This is a genomic window from Pseudomonas sp. CCOS 191 (assembly GCF_001007005.1).
Taxonomy (GTDB): domain Bacteria; phylum Pseudomonadota; class Gammaproteobacteria; order Pseudomonadales; family Pseudomonadaceae; genus Aquipseudomonas; species Aquipseudomonas soli.
Window position 1 is genome coordinate 545,241 of sequence record NZ_LN847264.1, and the last position, 26,847, is coordinate 572,087.

24 protein-coding genes are annotated in these 26,847 nt (G+C 64.8%); 13 read left to right on the plus strand and 11 right to left on the minus strand.

Translation table 11 applies throughout. The features are described 5' to 3' along the window. Positions 1 to 32: 32 nt before the first annotated feature. On the minus strand, positions 33 to 1,268 hold the full coding sequence (locus CCOS191_RS02565; RefSeq protein WP_023629467.1) for a cation:proton antiporter: 1,236 nt from the start codon (positions 1,266 to 1,268) through the stop codon (positions 33 to 35). Between the two features lie 218 nt (positions 1,269 to 1,486). On the opposite strand from CCOS191_RS02565, the gene CCOS191_RS02570 reads away from it, so the two are divergent. Then, on the plus strand, positions 1,487 to 2,320 hold the full coding sequence (locus tag CCOS191_RS02570; RefSeq protein WP_046853940.1) for an EamA family transporter: 834 nt from the start codon (positions 1,487 to 1,489) through the stop codon (positions 2,318 to 2,320). A 31-nt stretch (positions 2,321 to 2,351) separates the two neighbouring features. Further along, the gene (locus tag CCOS191_RS02575) at positions 2,352 to 2,738 is read left to right on the plus strand and encodes an MAPEG family protein (protein WP_046853941.1); all 387 of its coding nucleotides are present in this window, start codon (positions 2,352 to 2,354) and stop codon (positions 2,736 to 2,738) included. A 61-nt stretch (positions 2,739 to 2,799) separates the two neighbouring features. Here the strand turns inward: CCOS191_RS02575 and mltA are convergent, their stop codons facing one another. Beyond that, positions 2,800 to 3,951 (minus strand): murein transglycosylase A, encoded by a 1,152-nt coding sequence (gene mltA, locus CCOS191_RS02580; RefSeq protein WP_046853942.1) that lies wholly within the window; start codon positions 3,949 to 3,951, stop codon positions 2,800 to 2,802. A 119-nt stretch (positions 3,952 to 4,070) separates the two neighbouring features. On the opposite strand from mltA, the gene CCOS191_RS02585 reads away from it, so the two are divergent. After that, positions 4,071 to 4,517, plus strand: a complete 447-nt coding sequence (locus CCOS191_RS02585; RefSeq protein ID WP_046853943.1) for a c-type cytochrome — start codon at positions 4,071 to 4,073, stop codon at positions 4,515 to 4,517. A gap of 53 nt (positions 4,518 to 4,570) precedes the next feature. Here CCOS191_RS02585 and CCOS191_RS02590 read toward each other — a convergent pair whose 3' ends face one another. From CCOS191_RS02590 to CCOS191_RS02605, 4 genes are all read right to left on the minus strand, one after another. Next, the gene (locus CCOS191_RS02590) at positions 4,571 to 4,963 is read right to left on the minus strand and encodes a DUF1090 domain-containing protein (protein ID WP_023632841.1); all 393 of its coding nucleotides are present in this window, start codon (positions 4,961 to 4,963) and stop codon (positions 4,571 to 4,573) included. Positions 4,964 to 5,080: 117 nt separating this feature from the next. After that, positions 5,081 to 6,781, minus strand: coding sequence for an NAD-dependent DNA ligase LigB (gene ligB / locus CCOS191_RS02595; protein WP_046853944.1), 1,701 nt, complete (start codon positions 6,779 to 6,781; stop codon positions 5,081 to 5,083). A gap of 144 nt (positions 6,782 to 6,925) precedes the next feature. Further along, on the minus strand, positions 6,926 to 8,116 hold the full coding sequence (gene metK / locus CCOS191_RS02600; protein ID WP_038706913.1) for a methionine adenosyltransferase: 1,191 nt from the start codon (positions 8,114 to 8,116) through the stop codon (positions 6,926 to 6,928). A gap of 19 nt (positions 8,117 to 8,135) precedes the next feature. Next, on the minus strand, positions 8,136 to 9,128 hold the full coding sequence (locus CCOS191_RS02605) for an ArsR/SmtB family transcription factor (protein WP_046853945.1): 993 nt from the start codon (positions 9,126 to 9,128) through the stop codon (positions 8,136 to 8,138). Between the two features lie 229 nt (positions 9,129 to 9,357). Between CCOS191_RS02605 and tkt the strand changes: the two genes are divergently transcribed. The 9 genes from tkt (at position 9,358) to CCOS191_RS02650 (ending at position 18,757) form a co-directional block, all read left to right on the plus strand. Further along, entirely contained in the window at positions 9,358 to 11,355 is a 1,998-nt protein-coding gene (gene tkt, locus CCOS191_RS02610) for a transketolase (RefSeq protein ID WP_046853946.1), read from the plus strand. Between the two features lie 129 nt (positions 11,356 to 11,484). Then, positions 11,485 to 12,546: an erythrose-4-phosphate dehydrogenase gene (gene epd, locus CCOS191_RS02615; protein ID WP_046853947.1), complete on the plus strand. Its 1,062-nt coding sequence runs from the start codon at positions 11,485 to 11,487 to the stop codon at positions 12,544 to 12,546. A gap of 12 nt (positions 12,547 to 12,558) precedes the next feature. After that, positions 12,559 to 13,722, plus strand: coding sequence for a phosphoglycerate kinase (locus CCOS191_RS02620; RefSeq protein WP_046853948.1), 1,164 nt, complete (start codon positions 12,559 to 12,561; stop codon positions 13,720 to 13,722). A 32-nt stretch (positions 13,723 to 13,754) separates the two neighbouring features. Further along, complete coding sequence (locus tag CCOS191_RS02625; RefSeq protein WP_031315764.1) at positions 13,755 to 13,973, plus strand: hypothetical protein; 219 nt, start codon at positions 13,755 to 13,757, stop codon at positions 13,971 to 13,973. Between the two features lie 78 nt (positions 13,974 to 14,051). Continuing rightward, positions 14,052 to 14,381 carry an MliC family protein gene (locus CCOS191_RS02630; RefSeq protein WP_023631711.1) on the plus strand — a complete coding sequence of 110 codons (330 nt, stop codon included), beginning with the start codon at positions 14,052 to 14,054 and terminating at the stop codon, positions 14,379 to 14,381. Between the two features lie 100 nt (positions 14,382 to 14,481). Next, on the plus strand, positions 14,482 to 15,546 hold the full coding sequence (gene fba / locus CCOS191_RS02635) for a class II fructose-bisphosphate aldolase (protein WP_023631710.1): 1,065 nt from the start codon (positions 14,482 to 14,484) through the stop codon (positions 15,544 to 15,546). A gap of 237 nt (positions 15,547 to 15,783) precedes the next feature. Then, positions 15,784 to 17,901 (plus strand): putative bifunctional diguanylate cyclase/phosphodiesterase, encoded by a 2,118-nt coding sequence (locus tag CCOS191_RS02640; protein WP_046853949.1) that lies wholly within the window; start codon positions 15,784 to 15,786, stop codon positions 17,899 to 17,901. A gap of 38 nt (positions 17,902 to 17,939) precedes the next feature. Beyond that, positions 17,940 to 18,440: a M48 metallopeptidase family protein gene (locus tag CCOS191_RS02645; protein WP_023631708.1), complete on the plus strand. Its 501-nt coding sequence runs from the start codon at positions 17,940 to 17,942 to the stop codon at positions 18,438 to 18,440. A 14-nt stretch (positions 18,441 to 18,454) separates the two neighbouring features. Further along, positions 18,455 to 18,757 (plus strand): winged helix-turn-helix domain-containing protein, encoded by a 303-nt coding sequence (locus tag CCOS191_RS02650; RefSeq protein ID WP_023631707.1) that lies wholly within the window; start codon positions 18,455 to 18,457, stop codon positions 18,755 to 18,757. Between the two features lie 31 nt (positions 18,758 to 18,788). Here CCOS191_RS02650 and CCOS191_RS02655 read toward each other — a convergent pair whose 3' ends face one another. Next, positions 18,789 to 19,241, minus strand: coding sequence for a GNAT family N-acetyltransferase (locus CCOS191_RS02655; protein WP_046853950.1), 453 nt, complete (start codon positions 19,239 to 19,241; stop codon positions 18,789 to 18,791). Between the two features lie 212 nt (positions 19,242 to 19,453). On the opposite strand from CCOS191_RS02655, the gene CCOS191_RS02660 reads away from it, so the two are divergent. Beyond that, positions 19,454 to 20,191: a substrate-binding periplasmic protein gene (locus CCOS191_RS02660; protein ID WP_046853951.1), complete on the plus strand. Its 738-nt coding sequence runs from the start codon at positions 19,454 to 19,456 to the stop codon at positions 20,189 to 20,191. Between the two features lie 27 nt (positions 20,192 to 20,218). Here CCOS191_RS02660 and yccS read toward each other — a convergent pair whose 3' ends face one another. From yccS to mdtD, 4 genes are all read right to left on the minus strand, one after another. Next, entirely contained in the window at positions 20,219 to 22,402 is a 2,184-nt protein-coding gene (gene yccS / locus CCOS191_RS02665; RefSeq protein WP_046853952.1) for a YccS family putative transporter, read from the minus strand. A gap of 166 nt (positions 22,403 to 22,568) precedes the next feature. After that, positions 22,569 to 23,750, minus strand: a complete 1,182-nt coding sequence (locus CCOS191_RS02670) for an NAD(P)/FAD-dependent oxidoreductase (protein ID WP_046853953.1) — start codon at positions 23,748 to 23,750, stop codon at positions 22,569 to 22,571. Between the two features lie 146 nt (positions 23,751 to 23,896). Next, positions 23,897 to 25,234, minus strand: coding sequence for an ATP-dependent RNA helicase DbpA (gene dbpA, locus CCOS191_RS02675; RefSeq protein ID WP_231867496.1), 1,338 nt, complete (start codon positions 25,232 to 25,234; stop codon positions 23,897 to 23,899). Between the two features lie 112 nt (positions 25,235 to 25,346). Further along, entirely contained in the window at positions 25,347 to 26,774 is a 1,428-nt protein-coding gene (gene mdtD / locus CCOS191_RS02680) for a multidrug transporter subunit MdtD (protein ID WP_023632381.1), read from the minus strand. Positions 26,775 to 26,847: the final 73 nt, after the last annotated feature.

Below are 26,847 nucleotides of genomic sequence, written 5' to 3' on the forward strand. Positions count from 1 at the left end.
AAAGCCGGGGCCGCAGAGCGGCCCCAGCGTTTTCATGCCGGTGTGCTGACCTTGCGCACCACCTTGCCGACCGTCAGGCCTTGAATCAGGATCGACGACAGCACCACGATGTAAGTGATCGACAGCAGCAGGTCACGCTCGGCGCCCTGCGGCAGCGACAGCGCCAGGGCCACCGACACGCCACCGCGCAGGCCGCCCCAGGTCAGTACGCGGATGGTGCCCTGAGGCACGCTGCGCCAGCGGCGCAACAGCACGATCGCCGGCGCCACGGTCAGCAGGCGCGAAGCCAGCACCGCCACCGCCAGCACACCACCCGCTGCCAGGTGCAGCCAGTTGAACGGCAGCAGCAACAGCTCCAGGCCGATCAGGGCGAACAGCAGGGCGTTGAGCATGTCGTCGATCAGTTCCCAGAAGCCGTCCATGTAGCGGCGGGTCATGTCGTTCATCGCCAGGTTGCGCCCCAGGTTGCCGATGATCAGGCCGGCCACCACCATGGCGATCGGCGCCGACACGTGCAGCTCGTAGCACATGGCCGAGCCGCCGATCACCAGCGCCAGGGTCAGCATCACTTCCACCTGGTACTGCTCGACGCTCTTGATCATGCGGTAGGTGGCGTAACCGATCAGGCCGCCGAAGGCGATGCCACCCAGTGCCTCGCGGGCGAACAGGATGGCGGTGTCGGCGACGCTCGGCGTCTCGCCCAGCTGGATGATGCCCAGCAGCACGGTGAACACCACGACCGCCGTGCCGTCGTTGAACAGCGACTCACCGACGATGGTGGTCTTCAGCGGCTTCGAGGCGTTGGCGGTACGCAGTGCGCCGAGCACGGCGATCGGGTCGGTCGGCGAGATCAGCGCGCCGAACAGCAGGCAGTAGATCAACGGCACGTTCCAGCCGAACAGGGCGAACACCCAGTGCGCCAGGTAGCCGATCACCACGGTGGCGATGAGCACGCCCAGGGTGGCCAGCAGGCCGATCGGCCAGCGGTAGCTGCGCAGGTCGGCGAGGTTGACGTGCAAGGCACCGGCGAACAGCAGGAACGACAGCATCCAGTGCATCAGCAGGTCGTTGAAATCGATCTGGTTCATCAGGCCTTCGACGCGTTCTTCCAGGCCAGGGAAGCCGATCAGGCTCAGGCCCTGCAGCATCAGGGAGAACAGCAATGCGGTGACCATCACGCCGATGGCCGGCGGCAGGCCGATGAAGCGGTAGTTCACATAAGTGAGGAGGGTGGTGAGGCAGATAAACGCGGCAACTAATTCAAGCATCCCGAATCCTGTGAAAGTGGCTTCCAAGTCGTTACCCGAATGGCTCGGGCAGTTCTTTGATGACCTGGCGCGGCAGTCGGGACACACCTTATGACCGGATTTCTCCAATTGGTTCCTGTCAGGCAATGGCGTGGGTACGGGCTTGCCCCGCGATGAGGCCATGACAGGCCAGGCGCTATATAGTGGTCCCCACCAAACGACAACAAGGATTCCAAGGCGTGCTGGCAACTTCCCTCGTACTGGTCGCAGCCCTGCTCCATGCCACCTGGAATACCTTGATCAAGTTCAGCTCCGAGCGCTTGCTGGTGATCGCCAGCATGGACGTGGTGGCGCTGAGTTTCGCCCTGCTGGCGGTAGCCTTCGTAGATTTCCCGCCCGCCGGGATCTGGCCCTGGCTGCTGGCCTCGGCGCTGGCCGAGCAGCTGTACCGCTTTCTGCTGATCCAGGCCTATCGGGTCGGCGACCTGGGCCTGGTCTATCCGTTGATGCGTGGCCTGTCGCCCTTGGTGGTACTTGGGTTGACCCTGGCCTTTGCCGGCGAATCGCTGAGTCAGCAGCAGATCATCGGCATCCTGCTGATCCCCTGTGGCATGGCGTGCTTGCTTTGGCAGGGCGGCGGCGGCGACCGCCTACCCTGGTCGATGCTGCCGGTGGTGGCGCTGATTGGCCTGTGCATCGGCTGCTACACCTGGTTCGACGGCCAGGCCGTACGCCTGTGGGGCAAACCGTGGGATTACCTGGTGTGGCTGAGCCTGCTCAGCTCCTGGCCGTTCCCGCTGCTGGCCGTGGTGGCCCGACGAGGCCCGTTCATGCTGTTCTGGCGAACCCAATGGAAGCTGGGCCTGGCAGTCGGGTTCTGCGTATTGTTCAGCTACGCTCTGGTGCTCTGGGCCATGCACCTGGGCTCGGTGGCTGAAGCTGCAGCGTTGCGCGAGTTGAGCGTGATCCTCGTGGTGCTGTTGGGCATGCGCTACCTCAAAGAACCTTTTGGCGGGCCAAGACTCCTAGCTTGCGGGCTGGTGCTGGCCGGCATGCTGGTGATGAAGCTCTGAAGCGAACCTCTATGAACAAGGAGTCCTGTAGATGACCGTAGCCCTGTGGTGCATTCTCGTCGCGCTGGTCCTGCCGCCGCTGTGTGCACTGATCGCCAAACTCAGCAGCGGGTATTTCGGCCTGCGTGCCAATCACGATCCGCGTGCGTTCCTGGACAAGCTCGAAGGGCTGCCACGTCGGGCCCATGCCGCCCAGCTGAACGGCTACGAGGCGTTTCCCGCGTTTGCCGCGGCAGTGCTGGTGGCCGATATTGTCGGCAATGCCGAACAAGTGACCCAAGATGTCCTGGGCGTGATGTACATCACCAGCCGGTTGCTCTACATCATCTGCTACCTGGCGGATTGGGCGGTGTTGCGCTCGCTGGTGTGGTTCGTCGGGATGGCGCTGATCGTGTCGTTCTTTGTCGTTTCGATCTGAGTGCATCGTGGGGCAAGCTCGCTCCCGCGATGGAAGGGAGCTTGCCCGGCAACAACGCCAGTCAGAGGACCTTGGGGACGTCGGGTAGAGGCTGACCCTTGGGCCAAAGCATCCAGATCTGTCCTTGCTGTTTCATGTTCCCTGCCAGCTCGCCGGCCTCTGGCCCGGTGCCCCAGAACAGGTCCGCGCGGACCTCACCAGTGATGGCGCCACCAGTGTCCTGAGCGCCCACCGGGCGCACGACTGGCGCGCCGTCAGGCCGCGTGGTCGACAGCCATAACAGGCTGCCAAGGGGGATCACCTTACGGTCGATGGCCACGCTGTAGCCAGCGGTCAATGGGACGTTGAGCGAGCCGCGCGGACCTTCGTTGCTGTCCGGGCGGGTGCTGAAGAACACATAGCTCGGGTTGCTGGCCAGCAACTCAGGGACCCGCTGCGGGTTGGCCTGGGCCCAGGCGTGGATGCTGCCCATGGTCACCTGTTCCTTGGGCAGCTGGCCCTGGTCCACCAGCCAGCGGCCAATCGGCCTATAGGGGTGGCCATTCTGGTCGGCATACCCCAGCCGCAGCTGGCGGCCACCTTCCAGCTGGATGCGACCGGAACCCTGGATCTGCAGGAACTGCAAGTCCATCGGGTCGGTCAGCCAGGCCAGTACCGGTGCCTTGGCACCGTCGCGGTTGATCACTTCGGCGGTGTCATAGGGCTTGAGCACGCGGCCATCGAGGCGCCCGCGCAGGCGCTTGCCCTTGAGTTCGGGATACACACTGGCCAGATCGACCACGATCATGTCCTCGGGTACGCCGTACACCGGTACATGCGCGGCTTCGGTGCGTTCCAGACTGCCTGGATAGACCGGCTCGTAATACCCGGTGATCAGGCCGTTGGCGCTGTTCTGCGCCGAGCGCAGCCCGTACACCTGGAGATTCTGCTCGAGGAAGGTGCGTACCTGATCAGCGCTCGCCGTGGCTGAACCGGCTGCCTCGCAGGTTGCGGCCCACACCGGATCGCGCTTGAGCTTCTCGCAACCGTTGCGCCAGGCATAGAAACCGGCGAGCAGGTCGTCGTCGCTGACCTGGGGCAGGTCCTTCCAGGTCGCTGGCACATAAGTGGCGATGGCATGAGGCTCGGGCTTGGCACTTTCGCCGCCGTTGCAGCCGGCCAGGAGCGCCAGGGCGGGGAGGGCCCAGGCGAGATGGCGCAATACAGATTTCATCGGGAGGGTCCTGTGCTGGGCGAAACATGAACATTCGCCCTTGTTTTCTGTGTGGCTATTGGTCTTTGCCCGGCAGGCGGCGATACTGGCCACCCGTTTGCCTGGCCAAAGAGACCGTGATGTTCAAGCGATTGACCGTAGTACTGCTCGCCGCCCTTGCCCTGACCGCCTGTGACGGCGTCGACCCCAATTCGCCACTGGGCCAGCGCAAGGCGATCTTCAAGCAGATGCTCAAGACCAGTGAAGACATGGGTGGCATGCTGCGCGGGCGGTTGCCCTTCGATGGCGTGAAGTTCGCCGAGGGCGCGGTGAAGCTGGATACCCTGGCCCATGAGCCGTGGCAGCACTTCCCGCAGGTGCGCGACGAGGGTGACAGCAGCGCCCGGGCGGATGTCTGGGAGCGTCAGGCGCGGTTCCAGGACCTGGCCCGGCAGCTGGAGGGCGTTACCGGCGAACTGGTGACGGTGACCCGCAACCCGTCGCTGGACGCAGCGCAGATGAAGGCACCGATGGACAAGGTCGAGGCGGCGTGCAAGGCCTGTCATAGCGAGTTTCGTAATCACTGAGCCGTGGAAGCTGTTGTGGGAGCGGGTTCGCTCCCACATCAAAGGCTGTTAGGTCAGCGCTCGAGCTCGTCCACGGCTTCCTGCAGTTCTTTCTTCGCCTCGGCCAGCTTGTCCTTGCGTTTGTTGATCTTTTCCGCGTCACCTTTCTTCATGGCCTTGTCCAGGTCCTTGGTGCGCTGGTTCACTTCGTGGCGGGCATCGAGCACTTTCTGCTCGCGCTCTTTGCGCAGGCCGGCTTCGGTGCAGTTGTCCACGCCACGCAGCGCCTCTTCGAGCCCGGCAACCTGGTCACTGTTGCCATGGTCACGGGCAATCTTCAGCTGGTTCTCGATGGCGCTGCGTTTGGCGGCGCAGCCGGTCAAGCCTGCATCCGGCTGGGCGGCTTGCGCGACGCCGGTCGCCAGGCCAAGGGTTGCCAGCAGGAAAAGAGCGGTGAAACGTGTCATGAAAAGCCTCCTGAGCGGGGCGGAGCAGCAAAAGTTGGTGGAATCCTGCCTTGGTTTGCCGGATTTAGGAACCCTTGGTGGGCTTTAAACGGCAAACTCGGAGTTACCCTACGCTCGTCATTGTTCGGCGGTGTCGTTCGAGTGCTGGAAACCGGCGATACGATACCCGCCCAGTTGCGCGGCAAGGGCCTGAACATCTTCTGTTGCAAAAAATACCTCGAGTTGTTTCGATCTTGCGCCACCGACGCCCGGCAAGGTTTGCCATGCGTCAGCAGTTCGTGTTGCGAGCGTTGACCAGTCGGCCTCCAGGGGCATCCCCTGAGGCAAGGGCGCGCCCAGTGCTGTCAACCACTGGAGGAAGGGGCGCAAGCGAGCCGCGTTGAAACTGTCATGAAGCTGTCGGGCCCTGGCATCGCCGAGACCCGGCACCTTCGCCAGGACTTGGGTGTCGAGCTCCAGCCAGTCCACGAGGGTGGTCACCAGGCCGGCATTCACCAGTCGGCGCCAGGTGCCCGGCCCAATCCCAGGCAGGGCCAGCCCCTGCTTGCTGCTCAACCAGTTCAATCGGGCGATGAATTGCTCTTCGCAGCCAGCGCCGGCCTGCCTGCAAGTGTGCGCGTCATACTGGCCGGCAGCCGGTGAGGCCACGGGCTGTCGCACGACCGTGCGATGTACCACGTCGTCAAACCGCGGAACGGTGAGGCCGGCAAGGCTGATGGCCACCTGATCGCCAGGGCGAATATCGAGTTTCTGCCAGCGGGCCAGGGAACCAAGGCTGACCTGGGAAACCTGACGGTCGTCCAGCTCGACAGGCGCCAGATGGAGGATGGGGGTTACCTTGCCAGTGCGTCCAATGCGAAAGCGCACTTCGCGCACCTCGGCCAGTGCCTGGGAGAAGGGGTATTTCCAGGCCGCAATCCAGTAAGGGGCCTTGGCTTGCCAGCGTTCGGCGGGCGGGCGGCTGTCCTGGCGCAGGATCACGCCATCGGTGGCGAAGGGCAGGGCGGCGCGATACCAGTGCAGGCGCATCTCGGCGGCCTGCTTCGGGCTGGCGATGGCGACGCTGTAGCGCTGGCTGTCGGCAAAGCCCATGGCGGCCAGCCGCTCGAGACGCTCCGCCTGGGTTTGCGGCCCGTGTGGCCAGTCCCAGACGAACAGGCCGATGCTCGCGCCGAGCTCGGTGTCCAGCTGCTTGCGTGCCATCAGCCCGGCCACGTTGCCGCGAGCATTGAGGCTGCCTGCCTGGGCCTGCACATGGCCCTCCAGGCGTTTGTACAGTTCCCCTTGCAGTACCAGGTCCAGAGGTTGCGGCAGCTGTCGGGTGATGGCGCCGAGCGAGGGAATATGCCGGCTCCAGTCATGGCCCTGGACGCCATCGCCACGGCTGAGCAGCCGGACCAACCGACCCTTCTGATAGATCAGGGAAACCGCGACGCCATCGACCTTGGGTTGTATCCAGACATCGCGTTTGCCGGCCAGCCAGCGATGCATTGCCTGTTCGTCGGGCAGCTTGTCGACACCGGTGTGGACGACTGGGTGTGCAATCGGACCGCGTGCGCTTGCCAGTGGGTCGGGCGCCGCGTCTGGCAGGTTGAAGCACCGCTGTAGCAGCAATTGGCGCTGGCGGCTCTGGTCATAGAGTTCGTCGGCCACCAATGACTTGCCCTGACGATGGTAGTGATCGTCCCAGCGGGCCAGGGTCTCGCCCAGCCGGGCCATTTCGGCATTCGCCTGGGATACGCTCCAGTCCGGACACTGGCCGGCCTGTGCGCTGGCGAAGAGCGTCGGCAGGAGCATGAGTATCAGCAGCAACGGCATGGCCGGCATCCTTGCGAGGCGGTAAGAAGTCCTCAGCCTAGGTGTTGGCTACCCGGTGCGACGTGCCGCATTGTCAGGCGATATGTCACGAAAAAGCCCCTGCCGATTGCTCGGCAGGGGCTTTCCTTTACTGCTGTAGGAGACTTACAGGCCGGCGGCGTCGCGCAGGGCGGCGGCGCGGTCGGTGCGCTCCCAGGTGAAGGTGGTGAAGGTGTCGTCACCCACGGTCTTCTGCTGCGGGGTACGACCGAAGTGACCGTAGGCAGCGGTTTCCTGATACATCGGGTGCAGCAGGTCGAGCATGGTGGTGATGGCGTACGGACGCAGGTCGAAGCATTCGCGCACCAGTTGCACGATCTTCTCGTCCGAGACCTTGCCGGTGCCGAAGGTGTTGATCGAGATGGAGGTCGGCTGGGCCACGCCGATGGCGTAGGACACCTGGATCTCGCAACGCTCGGCCAGGCCCGCGGCGACGATGTTCTTGGCCACGTAGCGGCCGGCGTAGGCGGCGGAACGGTCGACCTTGGACGGATCCTTGCCGGAGAACGCGCCACCACCGTGGCGAGCCATGCCGCCGTAGGAGTCGACGATGATCTTGCGGCCGGTCAGGCCGCAGTCGCCCACCGGGCCGCCGATGATGAAGTTGCCGGTCGGGTTGATGTGGTACTGGGTACCCTTGTGCAGCAGCTCGGCAGGCAGGGTGTGCTTGACGATCAGCTCCATCACCGCTTCCTGCAGGTCTTTTTGCGAGACCTCGGGGTTGTGCTGGGTCGACAGCACGACCGCGTCGATGCCGACGACCTTGCCGTTTTCATAGCGGCAGGTGACCTGGGATTTGGCGTCCGGGCGCAGCCAAGGCAGCAGCTTGGACTTGCGCGCCTCGGCCTGGCGCTCGACCAGGCGGTGCGAGAAGCAGATCGGTGCCGGCATCAGCACATCGGTCTCGTTGCTGGCGTAGCCGAACATCAGGCCCTGGTCGCCGGCGCCCTGGTCTTCCGGGCGGGAGCGGTCGACGCCCTGGGCGATGTCCACCGACTGCTTGCCGATGATGTTCATCACGGCGCAGGTGGCGCCGTCGAAGCCGACGTCGGAGCTGTTGTAGCCGATGTCGATGATCACGTTACGCACCAGGTCTTCCAGATCGACCCAGGCCGAAGTGGTGACTTCGCCGGCGATGATGGCGACACCGGTCTTGACCAGGGTCTCGCAGGCCACGCGGGCATACTTGTCCTGGGCGATGATGGCGTCCAGCACCGCGTCGGAGATCTGGTCGGCGATCTTGTCCGGATGCCCTTCGGACACGGACTCGGAGGTGAAAAGGGAGTATTCGCTCATCTCGATGGGTTCCTGAAATTTACCGATGTTGTATGTCGCCAGTGGCCCGCTGGAAATGCCGGACCTGGATCTGAAAACCGTTACGCAAGCCCACGTAGAGGCTGTCCCCGGGGGCCAGCCCTGCCGCGTTGGCCCAACGGGCCAGGTCGTCCTGCTCGAAGCCAAGCCACAGGTCGCCGCAGGCTTCGCGCGCCCACCCCTGGTCATGGCTGCACAGCTCGGTGACCAGCAGGCTGCCGCCCGCCTTCACCCGTCTGGCCAGCAGGCGCAAGGCCTGGGCCGGGTCGCTGAAATGGTGCAGGACCATGTTCAGCACAACGCAGTCGGCTTCCACATCCGTTGCACCCAGTGCATCGGCCAACTGCAGGTTTACGTTACTCAATTCGTTGCGTTCGCAGACCTGGCGCGCCAGCTCGAGCATGGTCGGGCTGTTGTCCATGGCCGTGACCTGGTCGAAGCGGCGCGCCAGGTCGGGCAGGAAGCCGCCGTCGCCGGGGCCTACTTCCAGGGCGCTGGCGCCAACGCCGAAGCTGAGCTTGTCGAGCAGCGCCAGCAGGCTTTCGCGGTACTGCGGCAAGCCGGCGATCAGGTCCTGCTGGGCGCGGAACTTCTCTTCGACGCGCTGGAAAAAGTCCTGGCTGGTGGCGGCGCGGCGCTGTTGCACCAGGGCGATACGCGCCTGCACGTCCACGGGCAGCGCGAGGTCGTCGGCCTCCTCGAGTAGCGCCGTATGCAGGCGGCCACCCAGGCGCTGACTGTCGGGCAGGGCGCGGCGGTAGAAGATCGCATTGCCCTCGCGGCGGGTCGCCACCAGGTCGGCCTGGGCCAGTACCTTCAGGTGGTGGCTCATGCCCGACTGGCCGATGTCGAAGATCTGCGCCAGCTCCAGCACGCCGAACGAGTCGTTGGCCAATGCGCGCAGCACGTTCAGGCGCAGCGGGTCGCCGCCGGCCTTGCACAGGGCGGCCAGCTCGTCGCTGCGTTGCGGGGTGATGGGCGCATTGAGGTTCATGGGGCGGGAGTCTAGTCAGGGGATGCTGTCGTCGCAATAGCAATATCAAAAAGTTTTGATATTGCTGGATGGGTGGTGGTTGCGCAGGCGCATTTCTCGTGAAAAGTGGGCCAAACACAGGAAAAAAGCCCGACTGCGACCATACGTCATTGCCCCCGGCCCCCCCTGTGGGCGAAAATGGTCGCCTTTTTTCGCTTCACCACCCTTTCAAGCCCCAGGAGACTCAGCGATGCCCAGCCGTCGTGAACGTGCCAACGCCATTCGTGCCCTCAGCATGGATGCCGTGCAAAAGGCCAACAGCGGCCACCCAGGTGCCCCCATGGGTATGGCGGATATCGCCGAAGTGCTTTGGCGCGACTACCTGAAGCACAACCCGAGCAACCCGAACTTCGCCGACCGTGACCGCTTCGTGCTGTCCAACGGTCACGGCTCGATGCTCATCTATTCGCTGCTGCACCTGACCGGCTACGACGTCACCATCGACGACCTCAAGGCCTTCCGTCAGCTGCACAGCCGCACCCCGGGCCACCCGGAGTTCGGCTACACCCCAGGCGTGGAAACCACCACCGGCCCCCTGGGCCAGGGTCTGGCCAACGCCGTGGGCTTCGCCCTGGCGGAAAAGGTGCTGGGCGCCCAGTTCAACCGTGAAGGCCACAACATCGTCGACCACAACACCTACGTGTTCCTCGGCGACGGCTGCATGATGGAAGGCATTTCCCACGAAGTCGCCTCGCTGGCCGGCACCCTGGGCCTGAACAAACTGATCGCCTTCTACGACGACAACGGCATCTCCATCGACGGCGAAGTGCACGGCTGGTTCACCGACAACACCCCGGCGCGCTTCGAAGCCTACAACTGGCAGGTGATCCGCAACGTCAACGGTCACGACGCCGACGAGATCAAGATGGCCATCGACACCGCTCGCAAGAGCGACCGTCCGACCCTGATCTGCTGCAAGACCATCATCGGCTTCGGCTCGCCGAACAAGCAGGGCAAGGAAGACTGCCACGGCGCACCGCTGGGCAACGACGAAATCGCCCTGGCCCGCAAGGAACTGAACTGGAACCACGGTCCGTTCGAGATCCCGGCCGACATCTATGCCGAGTGGGACGCCAAAGCCGCTGGCGCCAAGGCCGAAGCTGCCTGGAACGAGCGTTTCGACGCCTACGCCAAGGCTTACCCGGAACTGGCTGCCGAGTTCAAGCGCCGTGACGCAGGCGACCTGCCGGCGGACTTCTCCGAGAAGGCCCAGGCCTACATCAACGAAGTCGCCGCCAAGGGCGAAACCATCGCCAGCCGCAAGGCCAGCCAGAACACCCTGAACGCCTTCGGCCCGCTGCTGCCGGAGTTCCTCGGTGGTTCGGCGGACCTGGCCGGCTCCAACCTGACCCTGTGGAAAGGTTGCAAGGGTGTCGAGGCCAATGACGCCAGCGGCAACTACGTGTTCTACGGCGTGCGCGAATTCGGCATGACCGCGATCATGAACGGCGTCGCCCTGCACGGCGGCCTGGTGCCTTATGGCGCGACCTTCCTGATGTTCATGGAATACGCCCGCAACGCCGTGCGCATGTCGGCGCTGATGAAGCAGCGTGTGATCCACGTCTACACCCACGACTCCATCGGCCTGGGCGAAGACGGTCCGACTCACCAGCCGATCGAGCAGCTGACCAGCCTGCGCAGCACGCCGAACCTGGATACCTGGCGCCCGGCCGACGCAGTCGAGTCCGCCGTGTCCTGGAAAGCCGCCCTGGAGCGCAAGGACGGCCCGTCGGCGCTGATCTTCTCGCGCCAGAACCTGCAGCACCAGACCCGCGACGCCCAGCAGATCGCCGATATCGCCCGTGGCGGTTACGTGCTCAAGGACTGCGCCGGCGAGCCTGAACTGATCCTGATCGCCACCGGTTCCGAAGTGGGCCTGGCCGTCCAGGCGTTCGACAAGCTGAGCGCCGAGGGCCGCAAGGTCCGCGTCGTGTCGATGCCGAGCACCAGCGTGTTCGATGCCCAGGACGCTGCCTACAAGCAGTCGGTCCTGCCACTGGAGGTCAGCGCGCGTATCGCCATCGAGGCTGCCCATGCCGACTTCTGGTACAAGTACGTCGGCCTGGAAGGTCGCGTCATCGGCATGACCACCTACGGCGAGTCGGCACCGGCCTCCGCGCTGTTCGAGGAGTTCGGCTTCACCCTGGACAACATCCTGGGCACCGCCGAAGAGCTGCTGGAAGACTGATGCACCCGGGAGGCTCCGTGCCTCCCGCCTGATCGCGGGGCAAGCCCGCTCCCACAAGGCATCCCGGTGCCGTGTGGGAGCGGGCTTGCCCCGCGATGGTCGTTCAACGCACCTGCACGTGAGTATCGAATGCCCCACCCGCGTCCCTACAAAGTTGCACTCAACGGTTACGGCCGCATCGGCCGCTGTGTCCTGCGCGCACTGTTCGAGCGAGGGGCGAAGGCCGGTTTCGAGATCGTCGCGCTGAACGACCTGGCCGACCAGGCCAGCCTGGAATACCTGACGCGCTTCGACTCCACCCACGGGCGTTTCCCCGGTGAGGTGAAAGTCGACGGCGACTGTCTGCATATCAATGGCGATTGCGTGAAAGTGCTGCGCAGCGCCACCCCCGAAGGCATCGACTGGGCCGCCCTGGATGTCGACCTGGTGCTGGAGTGCTCTGGCGCCTACAACACCCGCGCCGACGGCCAGCGCTTTCTCGATGCCGGTGCGCCACGGGTGCTGTTCTCGCAGCCGATGGCGAGTGAAGCCGACGTCGATGCCACGGTGGTCTACGGCATCAACCAGGGTTGCCTGACCGGCAACGAGCTGCTGGTATCGAACGCGTCCTGCACCACCAACTGCGGCGTGCCCCTGCTGCGGGTGCTGGACCAGGCCTTTGGCATCGAGTACGTACAGATCACCACCATCCACTCGGCGATGAACGACCAGCCGGTGATCGACGCCTATCACCATGAAGACCTGCGCCGCACACGCTCGGCGTTCCAGTCGGTGATCCCGGTGTCCACTGGTCTGGCGCGGGGTATCGAACGCCTGCTGCCGGAACTTGCCGGGCGAATCCAGGCCAAAGCGGTACGCGTGCCGACCGTCAACGTGTCGTGCCTGGACATCACCCTGCAGACCGCCCGTGACACCAGCGCGGCCGAGGTCAACCGGGTGTTGCGCGAGGCCGCCCTGGATGGCCCGCTCAAAGGCTTGCTGGCCTATACCGAGCTGCCCCACGCCAGCTGTGATTTCAACCATGACCCGCATTCGGCCATCGTCGATGCCAGCCAGACCCGTGTCTCAGGCCCCCGCCTGGTGAACCTGCTGGCCTGGTTCGACAACGAATGGGGGTTTGCCAACCGTATGCTCGACGTTGCCGAACACTATCTGCACGTCGTCCACCCAACCCGCAGCAAACAGCCCTGAAGGACTGCATTCATGACCGTGTTGAAGATGACCGACCTCGACCTGCAAGGTAAGCGCGTACTGATCCGCGAAGACCTCAACGTCCCCGTGAAAGACGGCGTGGTCGCCAGCGATGCGCGTATCCTGGCAGCGCTGCCGACCATCAAGCTGGCCCTGGAGAAGGGCGCGGCGGTAATGGTCTGCTCGCACCTGGGGCGCCCGACCGAAGGCGAGTTCTCCGCCGAGAACAGCCTCAAGCCGGTTGCCGACTACCTGGGCAAGGCCCTGGGCCGCGACGTTCCGCTGGTCGCCGACTACCTCGACGGCGTCGCGGTAAAGGCCGGTGACCTGGTGCTGTTCGAAAACGTGCGCTTCAACAAGGGCGAGAAGAAGAACGCCGACGAGCTGGCGCAGAAGTACGCCGCCCTGTGCGACGTGTTCGTCATGGACGCGTTCGGCACCGCGCACCGCGCCGAAGGCTCCACCCACGGTGTTGCCAAGTTCGCCAAGGTCGCTGCTGCCGGCCCGCTGCTGGCGGCCGAGCTGGATGCCCTGGGCAAGGCCCTGAAGGCCCCGGCCAAGCCGATGGCGGCCATTGTTGCCGGCTCCAAGGTGTCGACCAAGCTGGACGTGCTGAACAGCCTGAGCACTGTGTGCGACCTGCTGATCGTCGGCGGCGGTATTGCCAACACCTTCCTCGCCGCTGCCGGTCACCCGGTTGGCAAGTCGCTGTACGAGGCTGACCTGGTCGACACCGCCAAGGCCATCGCCGCCAAGGTCAATGTGCCGCTGCCGGTCGACGTGGTGGTTGCCAAGGAATTCGCTGAAAGCGCCGAAGCCACCGTTAAAGCGATCGCCGACGTGGCCGCCGACGACATGATCCTCGACATCGGCCCACAGACCGCTGCCAACTTCGCCGAACTGCTGAAGTCGTCGCAGACCATCCTGTGGAACGGCCCGGTCGGTGTGTTCGAATTCGACCAGTTCGGCAACGGCACCAAGGTACTGGCCAAGGCCATCGCCGACAGCGCCGCATTCTCCATCGCCGGTGGTGGTGACACCCTGGCAGCCATCGACAAGTATGGCGTTGGCGCCGATATCTCCTACATTTCTACCGGTGGCGGCGCGTTCCTCGAGTTCGTCGAGGGCAAGGTCCTGCCTGCCGTGGCAATCCTGGAAGAACGGGCCAAGGCCTGAGTTTGAAGGCGCCTGGCAAAGGGAGCGACCTGATGGTCAAGCAATTGCCTGTGATGATCGTGGCCGTGTTGCTGGGCGCCTGCTCCAGCAACACGGGCAGCGAGGCTGACCCGGCGCAGCCGCCCAAGGGCGGTTGCTACCAGTCCCAGTGGCAGGCCGAGACGGCACCGGTGATCAACAAGCGCCTGGGCCCGGATGGCCTGGAAAAGTACGACGACGAGCACCAGCGCAAGGCGCCGGGCTGCCCTTGATCGGGCGCCAGGCAACCTGAAGGCTGTTTTGTGGTCTTGAACATAGGGCTGCTTTGCAGCCCCTGGCGGAGTGATTGAATGAAAGCGCTTCTGGCCGCATTGGCCCTGGCGACCCTGGCAGGCTGTTCGTTACTGCAACCCGCCCAACCCGCCCCGGCGGACAACTGGACCCGCTGGGTCTGCGACAGCCAGGCCGAAGTGCTGTGGCGCTTCGCCGATGCACAACAGGACGCGGTCGATGTACGCCTGGGGGGCGGCGACCAGGTCTACCGGCTCAAGGCCGAGCCGGGCGCCTCTGGCGCGCTGTACAGCGATGGCATGCTGGCCTTCCACACCAAAGGCGAAGAAGGCCTGGTGTACTGGGTGGCGACCAACGATCTGATTGGGCGGGGCTGCAAGGCACCGTGACTGGCCGGGCCGCGCAGGTGGCCCACACTACTTGAACAGCAACCGCCCCTGCGGCAGGCTTGCACGAAACAAACGACGCTTGTCGGGAGAGAGATACACAATGGCACTCATTAGCATGCGCCAGATGCTGGACCACGCCGCCGAGTTCGGCTACGGCGTTCCGGCTTTCAACGTCAACAACCTCGAGCAGATGCGCGCCATCATGGAAGCGGCCGACAAGACCGACTCCCCGGTGATCGTCCAGGCTTCGGCCGGTGCCCGCAAATACGCTGGCGCCCCCTTCCTGCGTCACCTGATCCTGGCTGCCATCGAAGAGTTCCCGCACATTCCGGTGTGCATGCACCAGGACCACGGCACCAGCCCCGACGTGTGCCAGCGCTCCATCCAGCTGGGCTTCAGCTCGGTGATGATGGACGGCTCGCTCGGTGAAGACGGCAAGACCCCGACCGACTACGAGTACAACGTTCGTGTCACCCAGCAGACCGTCGCCATGGCGCACGCCTGTGGTGTTTCGGTGGAAGGCGAGCTGGGCTGCCTGGGTTCGCTGGAAACCGGCATGGCCGGTGAAGAGGACGGTATCGGCGCCGAAGGCGTGCTGGATCACAGCCAGATGCTGACCGACCCGGAAGAAGCGGCCGACTTCGTCAAGAAGACCCAGGTGGACGCCCTGGCCATCGCCATCGGCACCAGCCACGGCGCCTACAAGTTCACCAAGCCACCGACCGGTGACGTGCTGGCGATCGACCGCATCAAGGAAATCCACAAGCGCATCCCCAACACCCACCTGGTGATGCACGGTTCCTCCTCGGTGCCGCAAGAGTGGCTGGCGATCATCAACCAGTACGGTGGCGACATCAAGGAAACCTACGGCGTGCCGGTCGAAGAGATCGTCGAAGGCATCAAGTACGGTGTCCGCAAGGTCAACATCGACACCGACCTGCGCCTGGCCTCCACTGGCGCCATGCGCCGCCTGATGGCGCAGAACCCGAGCGAGTTCGACCCGCGCAAGTTCTTCGGTGAAACCGTCAAGGCCATGCGTGACGTGTGCATCGCCCGCTACGAAGCTTTCGGCACCGCCGGCAACGCCTCGAAGATCAAGCCGATCTCCCTGGAAGGCATGTTCCAGCGCTATGCCAAAGGTGAACTGGCGGCCAAGATCAACTGATCCGGCACCGTTCAACGAAAGAGCCCGCAGCGATGCGGGCTTTTTTGTGCCTGCAGCCTTTGCGGCACGCTCAGGCCTGGGCCGTGCGTCGACTGTCCGGCGCTTATACCGTTAGTCGGCTAACATCAACTCCAGTGGCTTATAGCCATCCACCTGCATTGCGTCTTCGGAGGCCGAGACTAGAGTAACAATCGGATCCAATAACAAGTCGCAGTTGGACTTACCAAGAGAAGCAACATGGATGGCGCTTATTCTCAAACACCGGAAAGCAGTTCGGTTCTGCTGGTCGTAGACGACTATCCGGAGAACCTCATCAGCATGCGGGCCTTGCTGTCCCGCCAGGATTGGCAGGTATTGACCGCCAGTTCAGGGATGGAAGCCCTGAGCACCTTGCTCGAGCACGAGGTCGACCTGGTTCTGCTTGACGTGCAGATGCCCGAAATGGACGGTTTCGAGGTTGCCCGCCTGATGCGCGGCAGCCAACGCACGCGTTTGACCCCGATCATTTTCCTGACCGCCAACGAGCAGTCCGACGCCGCTGTGCTCAAGGGTTACGCCAGTGGCGCGGTGGACTACCTGTTCAAACCGTTCGACCCGCAGATACTCAAGCCCAAGGTCCAGGCCCTGCTGGAGCAGCAGCGCAACAGGCGCATGCTGCAACGGCTGACCCGTGAACTGGAGTCGGCGCGGGCGTTCAACGCCTCGATCCTGGAAAATGCCGCCGAGGGCATCCTGGTGGTGGACGAAACGGGTTGTATCGGCTTCGCCAACCCGGCCATTTCACGCCTGCTCGATGCGCCGGTGGATAAACTGCAAGGCGCGCACATGCTGGACCTGATCCAGCTCCCCTGCGCCAACCTGTGGCACGAGTCGGACTTCTACCAGGCCTATCTGCGGCGGCAGATCTTCCGGGTGCATGATGCCCAGCTGCGCACCCTCGGTGGCCAGCTGGTGCCGGTGGCATTGTCCTGCGCGCCGCTGCCCGCCGAACAGAAGGCCATGGTGGTGACGGTGCTGGACATGTCGGTGGTGCGCAGCCTGCACCAGCAACTGGAGTACCAGGCGGTGACCGATCCGCTGACCGGGCTGCTCAACCGCCGTGGCTTCTACCAGACCGCCGAAAGCGCGTTGCTGCGCAACGAGCGTTCGGACAAGGCCAAGGCCCTGATGTACATGGACCTGGACGGCTTCAAGCGGATTAACGACCTGCTCGGCCATGAGGCCGGCGACAAGGTCCTGCGCTGGGTGGCCGACCAGCTCAAGGAGTGCCTGGGCAGCGAGGCGCTGCTGGCGCGCATGGGCGGCGACGAGTTCACCGCGTTGTTCGACGGCCTGCCGTACCCCGAACAGGCCGGCCGCTATGCCGAAAAGCTGCTGGAGCGCATGTCGAGCTTCCAGCAGGTGGATGGGCTCGAGGTCAACCTGGGGGTGAGCATCGGCATCGCTACCTACCCCGACTGCGGCGCCAACGTGGAAGGCCTGTTGCGCGCGGCCGATGCGGCGATGTACGCGGCCAAGCAGGCTGGGCGCCAGCAGTACCGCTTCTACGACCAGGAACTCAATGGCCGCGCCCGCTCACGGCTGATGCTCGAGGACAGCGTGCGCACGGCCATCGAGCAAAATGATTTCAGCCTGGTCTACCAACCCCAGGTGGCGTTCGCCGATGGCCGCTTGCGGGGCTTCGAGGCGTTGTTGCGTTGGCAGCACCCGAGCGTCGGCGACGTGCCGCCCGGGCTGTTCATCCCGTTGCTGGAAGAGGCTCGCCTGATCAACCGCCTGGCCAGCTGGATCTATCGCAAGGGCGCCGCGCAGCGCAATGCCTGGAGCGATCGCTTTGGTTCGCAACTGGTGCTGGGCATCAGCCTGAGCCGCGCCCAGTTCACCATGCCCGGGTTGGTCGATGAACTGGCCCAGGTGATCGACAAGCATCAACTGCAACCCGCCCAGTTGGAGGTGGAGGTTGCCGAGACCTCGCTGATGTACAACATCGACGCGGCGGTGAAGCAGGTGCACCGCCTGCGAGAGCTGGGCATTCGCGTGGCGCTGGACGACTTCGGCGCTGGCGACTGCTCGTTGCGCATGCTGCGCGACCTGCCCATCGACACGCTCAAGCTCGACCGCCACCTGGTCGCGCGGTTGCCGGACTCGGCGGCGGATATCGCATTGGTGCGCAGCGTCATCGACCTGTGCGCGGCCTACGACATCACGGTAATCGCCGAGGGTGTCGAGACCCGGGCCCAAGCCGAATGGCTCAAGGGCGCCGGTTGCGCCTACGTGCAGGGGTTCCTGGTGGCCCGGCCGCTCACTGCCGACGCCGCTGGCGATTTCCCGGCGTTTTTCCCATGGGCGTCGTGATTGGCTAAACTCGCGTCTTCTCGTTCCGAACGCCAGCCATGACCGCCCTACGTTACCTGCAAGCCTACCCGCCGCACCTGCAGGAACAGGTGCGCCAGATGATCGCCAGCGATCGCCTGGGCGACTACCTGCGCCAGCGCTATCCCGAACGCCATGACGTGCAGAGCGACAAGGCCCTGTACGGCTATGCCCAGGAGATCAAGCAGCAGTACCTGCGCAGTGCGCCGCCGCTGGACAAGGTCCTGTTCGACAACCGCCTGGACCTCACCCACCGTGCATTGGGCCTGAACACGGCGGTATCGCGGGTGCAGGGCGGCAAGCTCAAGGCCAAGAAGGAGATCCGCGTCGCCTCGTTGTTCCGCGAGGCAGCGCCGCAGTTCCTGCGCATGATCGTGGTGCATGAGCTGGCGCACCTGAGGGAGCGCGATCACAACAAGGCGTTCTACCAGCTCTGCCAGCACATGGAGCCGGACTACCATCAACTTGAATTCGACCTGCGCGTCTACCTGACCTATCGGGAACTGCCGGGCAACACCTGAGGGACAAGCACCCCATGACCACGGAAGTGAGCAAGACCCGCAGCAGCTTCTACCGCCGCCTTTACGTGGCCTGGCTGATCGACAGTCAGACCGCCACCAGTGTGCCGGCGTTGATGGAGGCCACCGGCATGCCCCGGCGTACCGCCCAGGACACCATCGCCGCCTTGGCCGACCTGGACATCATCTGCGAGTTCGAGCAGCAGGCCGGTGCGCGCAACCATGCCGGGCATTACCGGATTCATGATTGGGGCGCTATCGACAAGCAGTGGATCATCCAGCACCTGCGGCAGATCCGTGACGTGCTGGGCTACCCATGAGCATCGCGGGGCTTGCCCCGCGACAATATCCTCAGCCCTTGCGCATGCCGATATGCGGAATATCGTCCTCGAGGTATTCCTCGCCCACCACCTCGAAGCCATGGCGGTTGTAGTAGCCCTGCAGGTGCGCCTGGGCCGACAGGTACACCGGCGTCCCCGGCCAGCAGTGCGCCGCGCACTCCAGCCCCTTGAGCAGCAGTTGATGCCCCAGCCCACCCCCACGCGCCGACGGGGCGGTCACCACCCGGCCGATCACCACGTCGCCATTGTGTGATTGCGGGTCGAGCAAACGCAGGTAGGCCACCAGTCGGTCCCCGTCCCAGCCCATCAGGTGCAGGGTATCGCCTTGCAGATCGAGCCCGTCGACTTCCTGGTAGGCGCATCGTTGTTCGACCACGAACACCTCGGTGCGCAGTTGCAGGATGGCGTAGAGTTGTTCCTTGGCGAGGTCGCCATGGTGCTTGCAGATCCACTCGATGGACATGGGGGAGGACTCCTTCGGTTGACCGTCGATCATCGCAAATCCAGGCGGTCACGACGAGGGAGAATGACGCCGTCCAGGATTCGGCCAAAATAGAGGCTAAATGACATTATCGTCCGCTGTCGCCAGGATTTGGCTTGTGTAATCTGCAACCTCTGTTGCTAGTAGAGATCGCCGTCACCAGCGTGGGCCCCCAACTTCGAAAGGATTTGAGCATGCGGCCACTGCTTTGCGTTCTTGGATTACTGGGACTGTTGTGCGCGGGGCCTGCCCTGGCCCATGGCAAGCTGCGGCTGGTGGCCGACAGCTGGCCGCCTTTCACCGATACCGGCATGCCCGGTGGCGGACTGGCCACCAGCATCGTCACCACGGCGCTGACCCGCGCCGGCTACGCCACCGAGTTCGAGGAGGTGCCCTGGGCCAGGGCGCTGATGGGGGTGGGCGAGGGGCGCTACGATGTGCTGATCAATGCCTGGTACAACCAGGAACGCACCCTGATCGGCCAGTTCTCTGCAACCTACCTGGTCAACCGCATCCGCCTGCTCAAGCGTGAAGGCGAGGTTTTTGCCTATGCCCGCCAGGCTGACCTGTACCCTTACACCATCGCTGTGGTGCGCGACTACGCCTATTCCCCCGAATTCGACAGCGACGAACGCCTGAACAAGGTGTTGGTGCGCAACTTTTCATCGGCGGTGCGCATGCTGGCGGCCGGGCGGGTGAACCTGGCGGTGGAGGATGAGTACGTGGCGCGCTACAACCTGCAGCGCGAGCCGCAGCAGGTGCGCGAGGGTGTGACCTTCGTCGACCCGCCGCTGGGCGAGAACAGCCTGCACATCCTGGTGAGCCTCAAGCACCCGGAGCACAAGAAGATCGTGGCGCGTTTCGAAAAGGCCATCGCCACCATGAAGGCCGACGGCAGTTACGCCCGCCTGATGCGCCAGCATGGTTTCTGAGCCCACTCGTGGCGTGGGAGCGGGCGATCAGGCGGGTTGACCTTCCTTGATCAGATGCCCGGCCAAGGTCCGCAACGGCCCCAACTGCCGGCAGATCAGCGCCAATTGCGTCTGCACCAGGCGCTGATGCTCGTCCAGCTCCTCGGGCATCTGTTCCAGCGCGTTGGCCAGTGCCTCTTCGGCGTCGCTGTGGATCGCCACCGGCAAGCGTGCCGCCAGGCCATTGGCGATCTCGTCCAGGCTGCTGGCCAGGCTCCGCCCGGCACCATCGATCAACTGCTCGTGGACTTCGGCCGGCAGCGCTGTATCGCGGTGCGCGCCCAGCCCCGAGAGGTAACTCAGCAAGGTATGTGACAACACCAGGAAGCGGAAGCCGACGTCGGCCTCCTTACGGAAATGTCCTGGCTCCATGAGCATGTTGGCCAGGGTGGTCGACAGTGCCGCGTCGGCATTGTGCGCATTGCGCCGGGCCAGGCGGTAGGCCAGGTCGTCACGCTTGCCATGGGCATATTGCTGCATGATCTGGCGCAGGTACTCGCTGGCGCAGGCGAGGGTGTTGGCCAGCACCTTGTTCAACCGTCGGCCTTGCCAGTCGGGCAGGAACAGGAACACCGCGAGGATGGCGATCAGGCTGCCGACCAGGGTATCGAACAGGCGTGGCAGGAACAGCCCGTAGCCATCGCCGATCTGGTTGAAGCAGAACAGCACCATCAGCGTGATCGCCGCCGTGGCCAGGGTGTAGCGGGTGGTGCGGTTGACGAAGAACACCACCCCCGCGACCACCGCGAACAGCGACTGGACGATCGGGTTGGGGAACAGGTCGAACAGCGCCCAGCCCACGGTCAGGCCGATGGCGGTGCCGATGATCCGTTGCACCAGTTTGCGCCGCGTCGCGCCATAGTTGGGCTGGCAGACGAACAATGTGGTGAGGATGATCCAGTAACCCTGGGTCGGGTGGATCAGGTGAACCATGCCATAGCCCACCGACAAGGCCAGCGACAGGCGCAGGGCGTGGCGGAACAGCAACGAGGTAGGCGTCAGCTGGGTGCGCAGGCGTTTCCACACATCCTTGAAGTTGCGTGGCGAGCGGTCGAGCAGGCTGCTGTCGCTGGCATCGGCCAGGCTGTCCGGGTTGCTGGCGGCGCTGAGCAGGCGGTCCAGCGTGGCCAGGTTGGCGGCCAGCGCCCGCAGCGAGCGCAGCAGGCTGCGCCAGGCCGGGTTGTTCTGGGTGCGCAGATGCTCCAGCGAGGCGTTGAGGTCTTCCAGTGCCTCGGGGTAGCCGCTGGCAAGCACGAACGGCTGGCGCAGGCGGATCGAGCGCGCCAGCTCCTGGCAGGACGAGCCCTGCTTGCGCAGCAGGCGCTGGCAGCGGAACATCACGTCGCTGTGGAAGAACGCCTCGGTCAGGCCGTTGTACGGATAGTGCGAGGCGCTGACCCGCTCATGGATGTCCTGGGCCAGGAAGTACAGCTTGAGGTAGCGGCTGACCTTGGAGTTGGGCTGGCTGTTGCCGACCCGGTGCAGGATGATCTCCTTGGCGGCGTTGAGCGCGGCCACGACCTTGCCATTCTGCTTGGCCAGTTCCAGGCGCGTGGCCTCGACATCGAGGGTGCGGACCGGCTCGAACAGGCTGGCCTTGAGCTTGAGGTAGCTGCCCAGCTCGTAGAACAGCCTGGCCAGGCTCTGTTGCACCGGCTGGTTGGCGAACAATGCCTGCCACAGTACCGACAGCAGCCCGTACCACGCCGCCCCCGCCACCAGTAGCAAAGGCTCGTGCCAGAAATCACTGACCTCTCCGCCGCGCTGGTCGACGCCGATCATGGTGTAGACCGAGAGGATCAGGGTGGCCGAGGCGATCGCCCCATAGCGTTCGCCCAAGGCCCCGAGCATGGTCAGGGAAAAGGCCGCCAGGGCCAGCGCGACCGCGAAGATCCAGGGATAGGGGAACAACAGCTCGACCGACAGCGCGGCGATGGCGAAACAGCCCAGGGTGACCAGCAGGGCACTGAGGCGTCCCTGCCAACCATCGTCGGTCTCGGCCAGGGCGCTGGCGATGATGCCGAGGAACAGCGGGATGAGCAGGCTCATCTCGTTCTGGTACCAGCACCAGGCCATGCTGCCGGTGAGGGCGATGGTCACGCGGATGGCATAGCTGAACTTGTCTTGGCCCCACAGGCGACGCAATGAATGGCGGAACGAGCTCGATGACATGATGGCCTGCTGGGCAGTATTCGAAAAAGAATCTCTGGGGCAACATCGCGGGGCAAGCCCGCTCCCACCGTTTTGACGTGGGAGCGGGCTTGCCCCGCGATGGTTTTGCACCCTTCACAACACAGGACCAGCAAGAAGCGTTCCGTGCTGCTGAATGGATTCTACTCTACACGAACTGCGCCGCCGCGTTGGCCGAAGCCCAGGCCCACTGGAAGTTGAAACCGCCCAGGTGCCCGCTCACGTCCAGCACTTCGCCGATGAAGTACAGCCCAGGGCTCTTCAGCGATTCCATGGTTTTCGAAGACACTTCGCGGGTATCCACGCCGCCCAGGGTCACTTCCGCGGTGCGATAGCCTTCGGTCCCCGCCGGCACCACCTGCCAGGCCGCCAATTTTTCGGCGACCTGCGCCAGTTCCGCCGGGGTGTATTGCTTCAGCGGCTTGGACTCGAACCACTGCTCGGCCAGCAAGTTGGCCAGCTTGCGGGTGAATACCTCGCCCAGCACGGTCTTCAGCTCGCTGTTGGGACGCTCGGCTTGTTGGCCTTGCAGCCATTCCAGGGCGTCGCGATCAGGCAGCAGGTTGATCTCCACCGTGTCGCCGGCCTCCCAGAAGGACGAGATCTGCAGGATCGCCGGCCCGCTCAGGCCACGGTGAGTGAACAGCAGGTTCTCGCGAAAGCTGGTGCCATTGCAGCTGGCGATGCAGTCCAGCGAGGTGCCGGACAGCTCGGTGCACAGTGCCTTGAGCTGGGGCTCGGTAATGGTGAACGGCACCAGGCCGGCGCGGGTGGGCAGCAGTTCGTGGCCGAACTGGCGGGCGACCTGGTAGCCGAAGCCACTGGCGCCGAGCGTCGGGATCGACAGGCCGCCGGTGGCGATCACCAGCGACTGGCAGGCGAATGGGCCGGCGCTGGTCTGCAGGGTGTAGCCGGCCTCGGTCTTTTCGATCTTGTCGATGCTGGTGTTCATCCGCAGCTCGGCACCGGCCTGGTCGCACTCGGCCAGGAGCATGTCGAGGATGTCGCTGGACTTGTTGTCGCAGAACAGCTGGCCGAGTTTCTTCTCGTGGTACGGCACGCCGTGCTTGCACACCAGCTCGATGAAGTCCCACTGGGTGTAGCGGGCCAGCGCCGACTTGCAGAAGTGCGGGTTGTGCGAAAGGAAGTTGGCGGGCTCGGTGTACATGTTGGTGAAGTTGCAGCGCCCGCCGCCGGACATGAGGATCTTCTTGCCCGGTTTGTTGGCGTGGTCGAGCACCAGCACCCGGCGCCCGCGCTGGGCGCTGAGCAGGGCGCACATCAGGCCGGCGGCGCCGGCGCCGAGGATGATCACGTCGGTGGAGTGCACGGTGTTACCTCTTCAATAGCCGGGGCCGCTGCGCGGCCCATCGGCGCGGTTCGTCGCCACGGCAAGCCGGCTCCCACAGGGATAACACCAAACCCTGTGGGAGCCGGCTTGCCGGCGATGGGCTGCGCAGCAGCCCCAAAAAGACTTCAGACGATACGGACTTTCAGCGCGCGACCTTTGATCTTGCCGCTGTTCAGGCGCTGCATGGCCTGTTTGGCCACTGCCCGCTCCACGGCCACGAACGCGACGAAGTCGAAGATGGCAATCTTGCCCACCTGCTTGCCCGGCAGCCCGGCGTCACCGGTCAGCGCACCGAGAATATCGCCTGGGCGCAGCTTGTCCTTGCGCCCGGCGGCGATGCACAGGGTGGTCATCGCCGGTAGCAGCGGCTCGCCGCCTTTGTTCTTCAGGCTGTCCAGCTGTTCCCAGCGCAGTGGCTGCTTCTGCAGGTTTTCGATGGCCTGGGCGCGATGGCCCTCGGCCGGCGCCACCAGGCTGATCGCCACGCCTTTCTCGCCTGCACGACCGGTACGGCCAACGCGGTGCACGTGGATCTCGGCATCACGCGCCAGTTCGACGTTGATGACCATGTCCAGGCCATCGATGTCCAGGCCGCGGGCGGCGACGTCGGTGGCTACCAGCACCGAGCTGCTGCGGTTGGCGAACATGGTCAGCACCTGGTCACGGTCGCGCTGCTCCAGGTCGCCGTGCAGGGCCTGGGCGACGATGCCCTTGGCTGTGAGATGGGCGACCACGTCTTCGCACTGCTGTTTGGTGAAGCAGAACGCCACGCAGGACTGAGGGCGGTAGTGGCCGAGTACACGGGTCACAGCGTCCAGGCGCTGCTGAGCGTCGATCTCGATGAAGCGCTGTTCGATCTGGTTGTCGCTGTGCAGCGCCTCGACCTTGACCTGCTGCGGCTGGCGCATGAAGGCCTTGGCCAACTGCTCGATGCCGGCCGGGTAGGTGGCCGAGAACAGCAGGGTCTGGCGGCGTGACGGGGTCTTGCCGATGATGCTGGCAATGGCGTCGAAGAAGCCCATGTCGAGCATGCGGTCGGCTTCGTCGAGGACCAGGGTGTTCAGCCCGTCGAGCACCAGGGTGCCCTTGTCCAGGTGCTGCTGGATGCGCCCAGGGGTGCCGACGATGATGTGCGCGCCGTGCTCCAGCGAGGCGATCTGCGGGCCCAGCGAGACGCCGCCGCACAGGGTGAGGATCTTGATGTTGTCCTCGGCGCGGGCCAGGCGGCGCAGCTCCTTGGCCACCTGGTCGGCCAGCTCGCGAGTCGGGCACAGCACCAGCGCCTGGCAACCGAAGTAGCGCGGGTTGATCGGGTTGAGCAGGCCGATGCCGAAGGCGGCGGTCTTGCCGCTGCCGGTCTTGGCCTGGGCGATCAGGTCCTGGCCCTTGAGGATCACCGGCAGGCTCTGGGCCTGGATCGGGGTCATCGAGGCGTAGCCCAGGGCGTCCAGGTTGGCCAGCATGGCGGCGGACAGCGGGAGGGTGGCAAAGGCGGTGGTTTCAACGGTCACGAGGCGGGCCTGCGGTGCGAAGCGAAAAATGTCGCACAGTCTACCAGCCTCACAGCCATTCGCCCTACGACTCGACGTGTTCTTCCGGACGACGGGCGCGCCTTCCGTCTGTCGGCGCCAGTTGCAGGAAGATCGCCGCCGCCAGCATGGCCATCACGCCGATAGTGACGAAGGTCAGCTGGAACGCCCCCAGGGTGCTTTCGACGCCCTCGGCGCTGCCGGCCGCGGTGAAACCACCGAGCAGCGCGCCGGCGCAGGCCACGCCCAGGCTCAGCGACAGTTGCGCGACCACCGACAGCAGGCTGTTGCCGCTGCTGGCGCTGGCGTCGTCGAGGTCGATCAGGGTCACGGTGTTCATCGCCGTGAACTGCATCGAGTTCACCGCGCCCAGCATTGCCAGCTGCGCCAGCAGCAGCGCATACGGCGTCTGCTCGTCGACCAGCCCCAGGCTGGCCAGCAGCAGGCCCAGCAGCAGGGTGTTGCCGGTGAGCACGATGCGGTAGCCGAGGCGCTCGATCAGCGGCCGGGCGACCGACTTGGCGAGCATCGCCGCCGCCGCCAGCGGAATCATGCTCATCCCGGCCTGGGCCGGTGAATAACCCAGCGCCACTTGCAGCAGCAACGGCACCAGGAAGGGCAGGGCGCCGCTGCCCAGGCGGGCGAACAGGTTGCCGAGGATGCCGATGGCGAAAGTGCGCACGCGGAACAGTGACGGCGAGAACAGTGGCTCCGGGTCACGCCCGGCGCGCAGCCAGTAGGCGGCCAGGCAGGCCATGCCGGCGAACAGCAACAGCATCACCCGCAGGTGCGGCAGGTGCAGTTCGCCCAGGCCTTCCATGGCGATGGTGATCAGCACCATCGCCGCGCCGAACAGCAGGAAGCCCGGCCCGTCGAAGGTGGTGCGCTCGGCGCCGCGCAGGTCGGGGATGAACCTCCACACCGCATAGCAACCCACGGCGCCCACCGGCAGGTTGAGCAGGAAGATCCAGTGCCAGCTGAGGATTTCCACCAGCCAGCCGCCCACGGTCGGGCCGAGCAGCGGGCCGAGCAGGCCGGGGATGGTGATGAAACTCATGATCCGCACCAGTTCGCTGCGCGGGTAGGCGCGCAACACCACCAGCCTTCCGACCGGCAGCATCAGTGCGCCGCCCAGGCCTTGCACCACCCGGGCGAAGATCAGGAAACCGAGGCTGTTGGCCATGGCGCACAACAGCGAGCCGAAGCTGAACAGCAGGATGGCGCTGAAGAAGATGCGCTTGGTGCCGAAGCGGTCGGCAATCCAGCCCGAGGCCGGGATCAGCAGGGCCACGGTGAGCATGTAGGCGATGATCACCCCCTGCATGCGCAGCGGGTCTTCGGCCAGCGAGCGGGCCATGGCCGGCAGCGCGGTATTGAGGATGGTGCCGTCAAGCGATTGCATGAAGAAGGCGATGGCCACCACCCAGGGGATCCAGCGAGCGGTGACGGGGTCCAGCGGGGCACGGTCGGGCATGGGTTACCTCAATGTCCTGTTTTGCCTGGGGCGGCCTCATCGCCGGCAAGCCGGCTCCCACAGGGGCAACGCA

Excerpts from the sequence above, each read along its gene's own strand:
- mltA (WP_046853942.1), bottom strand. The coding sequence starts at position 3,951 with ATGAAATCTGTATTGCGCCATCTCGCCTGGGCCCTCCCCGCCCTGGCG.
- CCOS191_RS02650 (WP_023631707.1), top strand. The coding sequence starts at position 18,455 with ATGACCACGGAAGTGAGCAAGACCCGCAGCAGCTTCTACCGCCGCCTT.
- CCOS191_RS02575 (WP_046853941.1), top strand. The coding sequence starts at position 2,352 with ATGACCGTAGCCCTGTGGTGCATTCTCGTCGCGCTGGTCCTGCCGCCG.
- tkt (WP_046853946.1), top strand. The coding sequence starts at position 9,358 with ATGCCCAGCCGTCGTGAACGTGCCAACGCCATTCGTGCCCTCAGCATG.
- CCOS191_RS02620 (WP_046853948.1), top strand. The coding sequence starts at position 12,559 with ATGACCGTGTTGAAGATGACCGACCTCGACCTGCAAGGTAAGCGCGTA.
- CCOS191_RS02655 (WP_046853950.1), bottom strand. The coding sequence starts at position 19,241 with ATGTCCATCGAGTGGATCTGCAAGCACCATGGCGACCTCGCCAAGGAA.
- ligB (WP_046853944.1), bottom strand. The coding sequence starts at position 6,781 with ATGCCGTTGCTGCTGATACTCATGCTCCTGCCGACGCTCTTCGCCAGC.
- metK (WP_038706913.1), bottom strand. The coding sequence starts at position 8,116 with ATGAGCGAATACTCCCTTTTCACCTCCGAGTCCGTGTCCGAAGGGCAT.
- CCOS191_RS02605 (WP_046853945.1), bottom strand. The coding sequence starts at position 9,128 with ATGAACCTCAATGCGCCCATCACCCCGCAACGCAGCGACGAGCTGGCC.
- CCOS191_RS02585 (WP_046853943.1), top strand. The coding sequence starts at position 4,071 with ATGTTCAAGCGATTGACCGTAGTACTGCTCGCCGCCCTTGCCCTGACC.
- CCOS191_RS02645 (WP_023631708.1), top strand. The coding sequence starts at position 17,940 with ATGACCGCCCTACGTTACCTGCAAGCCTACCCGCCGCACCTGCAGGAA.
- fba (WP_023631710.1), top strand. The coding sequence starts at position 14,482 with ATGGCACTCATTAGCATGCGCCAGATGCTGGACCACGCCGCCGAGTTC.
- mdtD (WP_023632381.1), bottom strand. The coding sequence starts at position 26,774 with ATGCCCGACCGTGCCCCGCTGGACCCCGTCACCGCTCGCTGGATCCCC.
- yccS (WP_046853952.1), bottom strand. The coding sequence starts at position 22,402 with ATGTCATCGAGCTCGTTCCGCCATTCATTGCGTCGCCTGTGGGGCCAA.
- CCOS191_RS02565 (WP_023629467.1), bottom strand. The coding sequence starts at position 1,268 with ATGCTTGAATTAGTTGCCGCGTTTATCTGCCTCACCACCCTCCTCACT.
- CCOS191_RS02625 (WP_031315764.1), top strand. The coding sequence starts at position 13,755 with ATGGTCAAGCAATTGCCTGTGATGATCGTGGCCGTGTTGCTGGGCGCC.
- dbpA (WP_231867496.1), bottom strand. The coding sequence starts at position 25,234 with ATGCTGGCCAACCTGGACGCCCTGGGCTACGCCTCGATGACCCCGATC.
- CCOS191_RS02630 (WP_023631711.1), top strand. The coding sequence starts at position 14,052 with ATGAAAGCGCTTCTGGCCGCATTGGCCCTGGCGACCCTGGCAGGCTGT.
- CCOS191_RS02660 (WP_046853951.1), top strand. The coding sequence starts at position 19,454 with ATGCGGCCACTGCTTTGCGTTCTTGGATTACTGGGACTGTTGTGCGCG.
- CCOS191_RS02590 (WP_023632841.1), bottom strand. The coding sequence starts at position 4,963 with ATGACACGTTTCACCGCTCTTTTCCTGCTGGCAACCCTTGGCCTGGCG.
- CCOS191_RS02640 (WP_046853949.1), top strand. The coding sequence starts at position 15,784 with ATGGATGGCGCTTATTCTCAAACACCGGAAAGCAGTTCGGTTCTGCTG.
- epd (WP_046853947.1), top strand. The coding sequence starts at position 11,485 with ATGCCCCACCCGCGTCCCTACAAAGTTGCACTCAACGGTTACGGCCGC.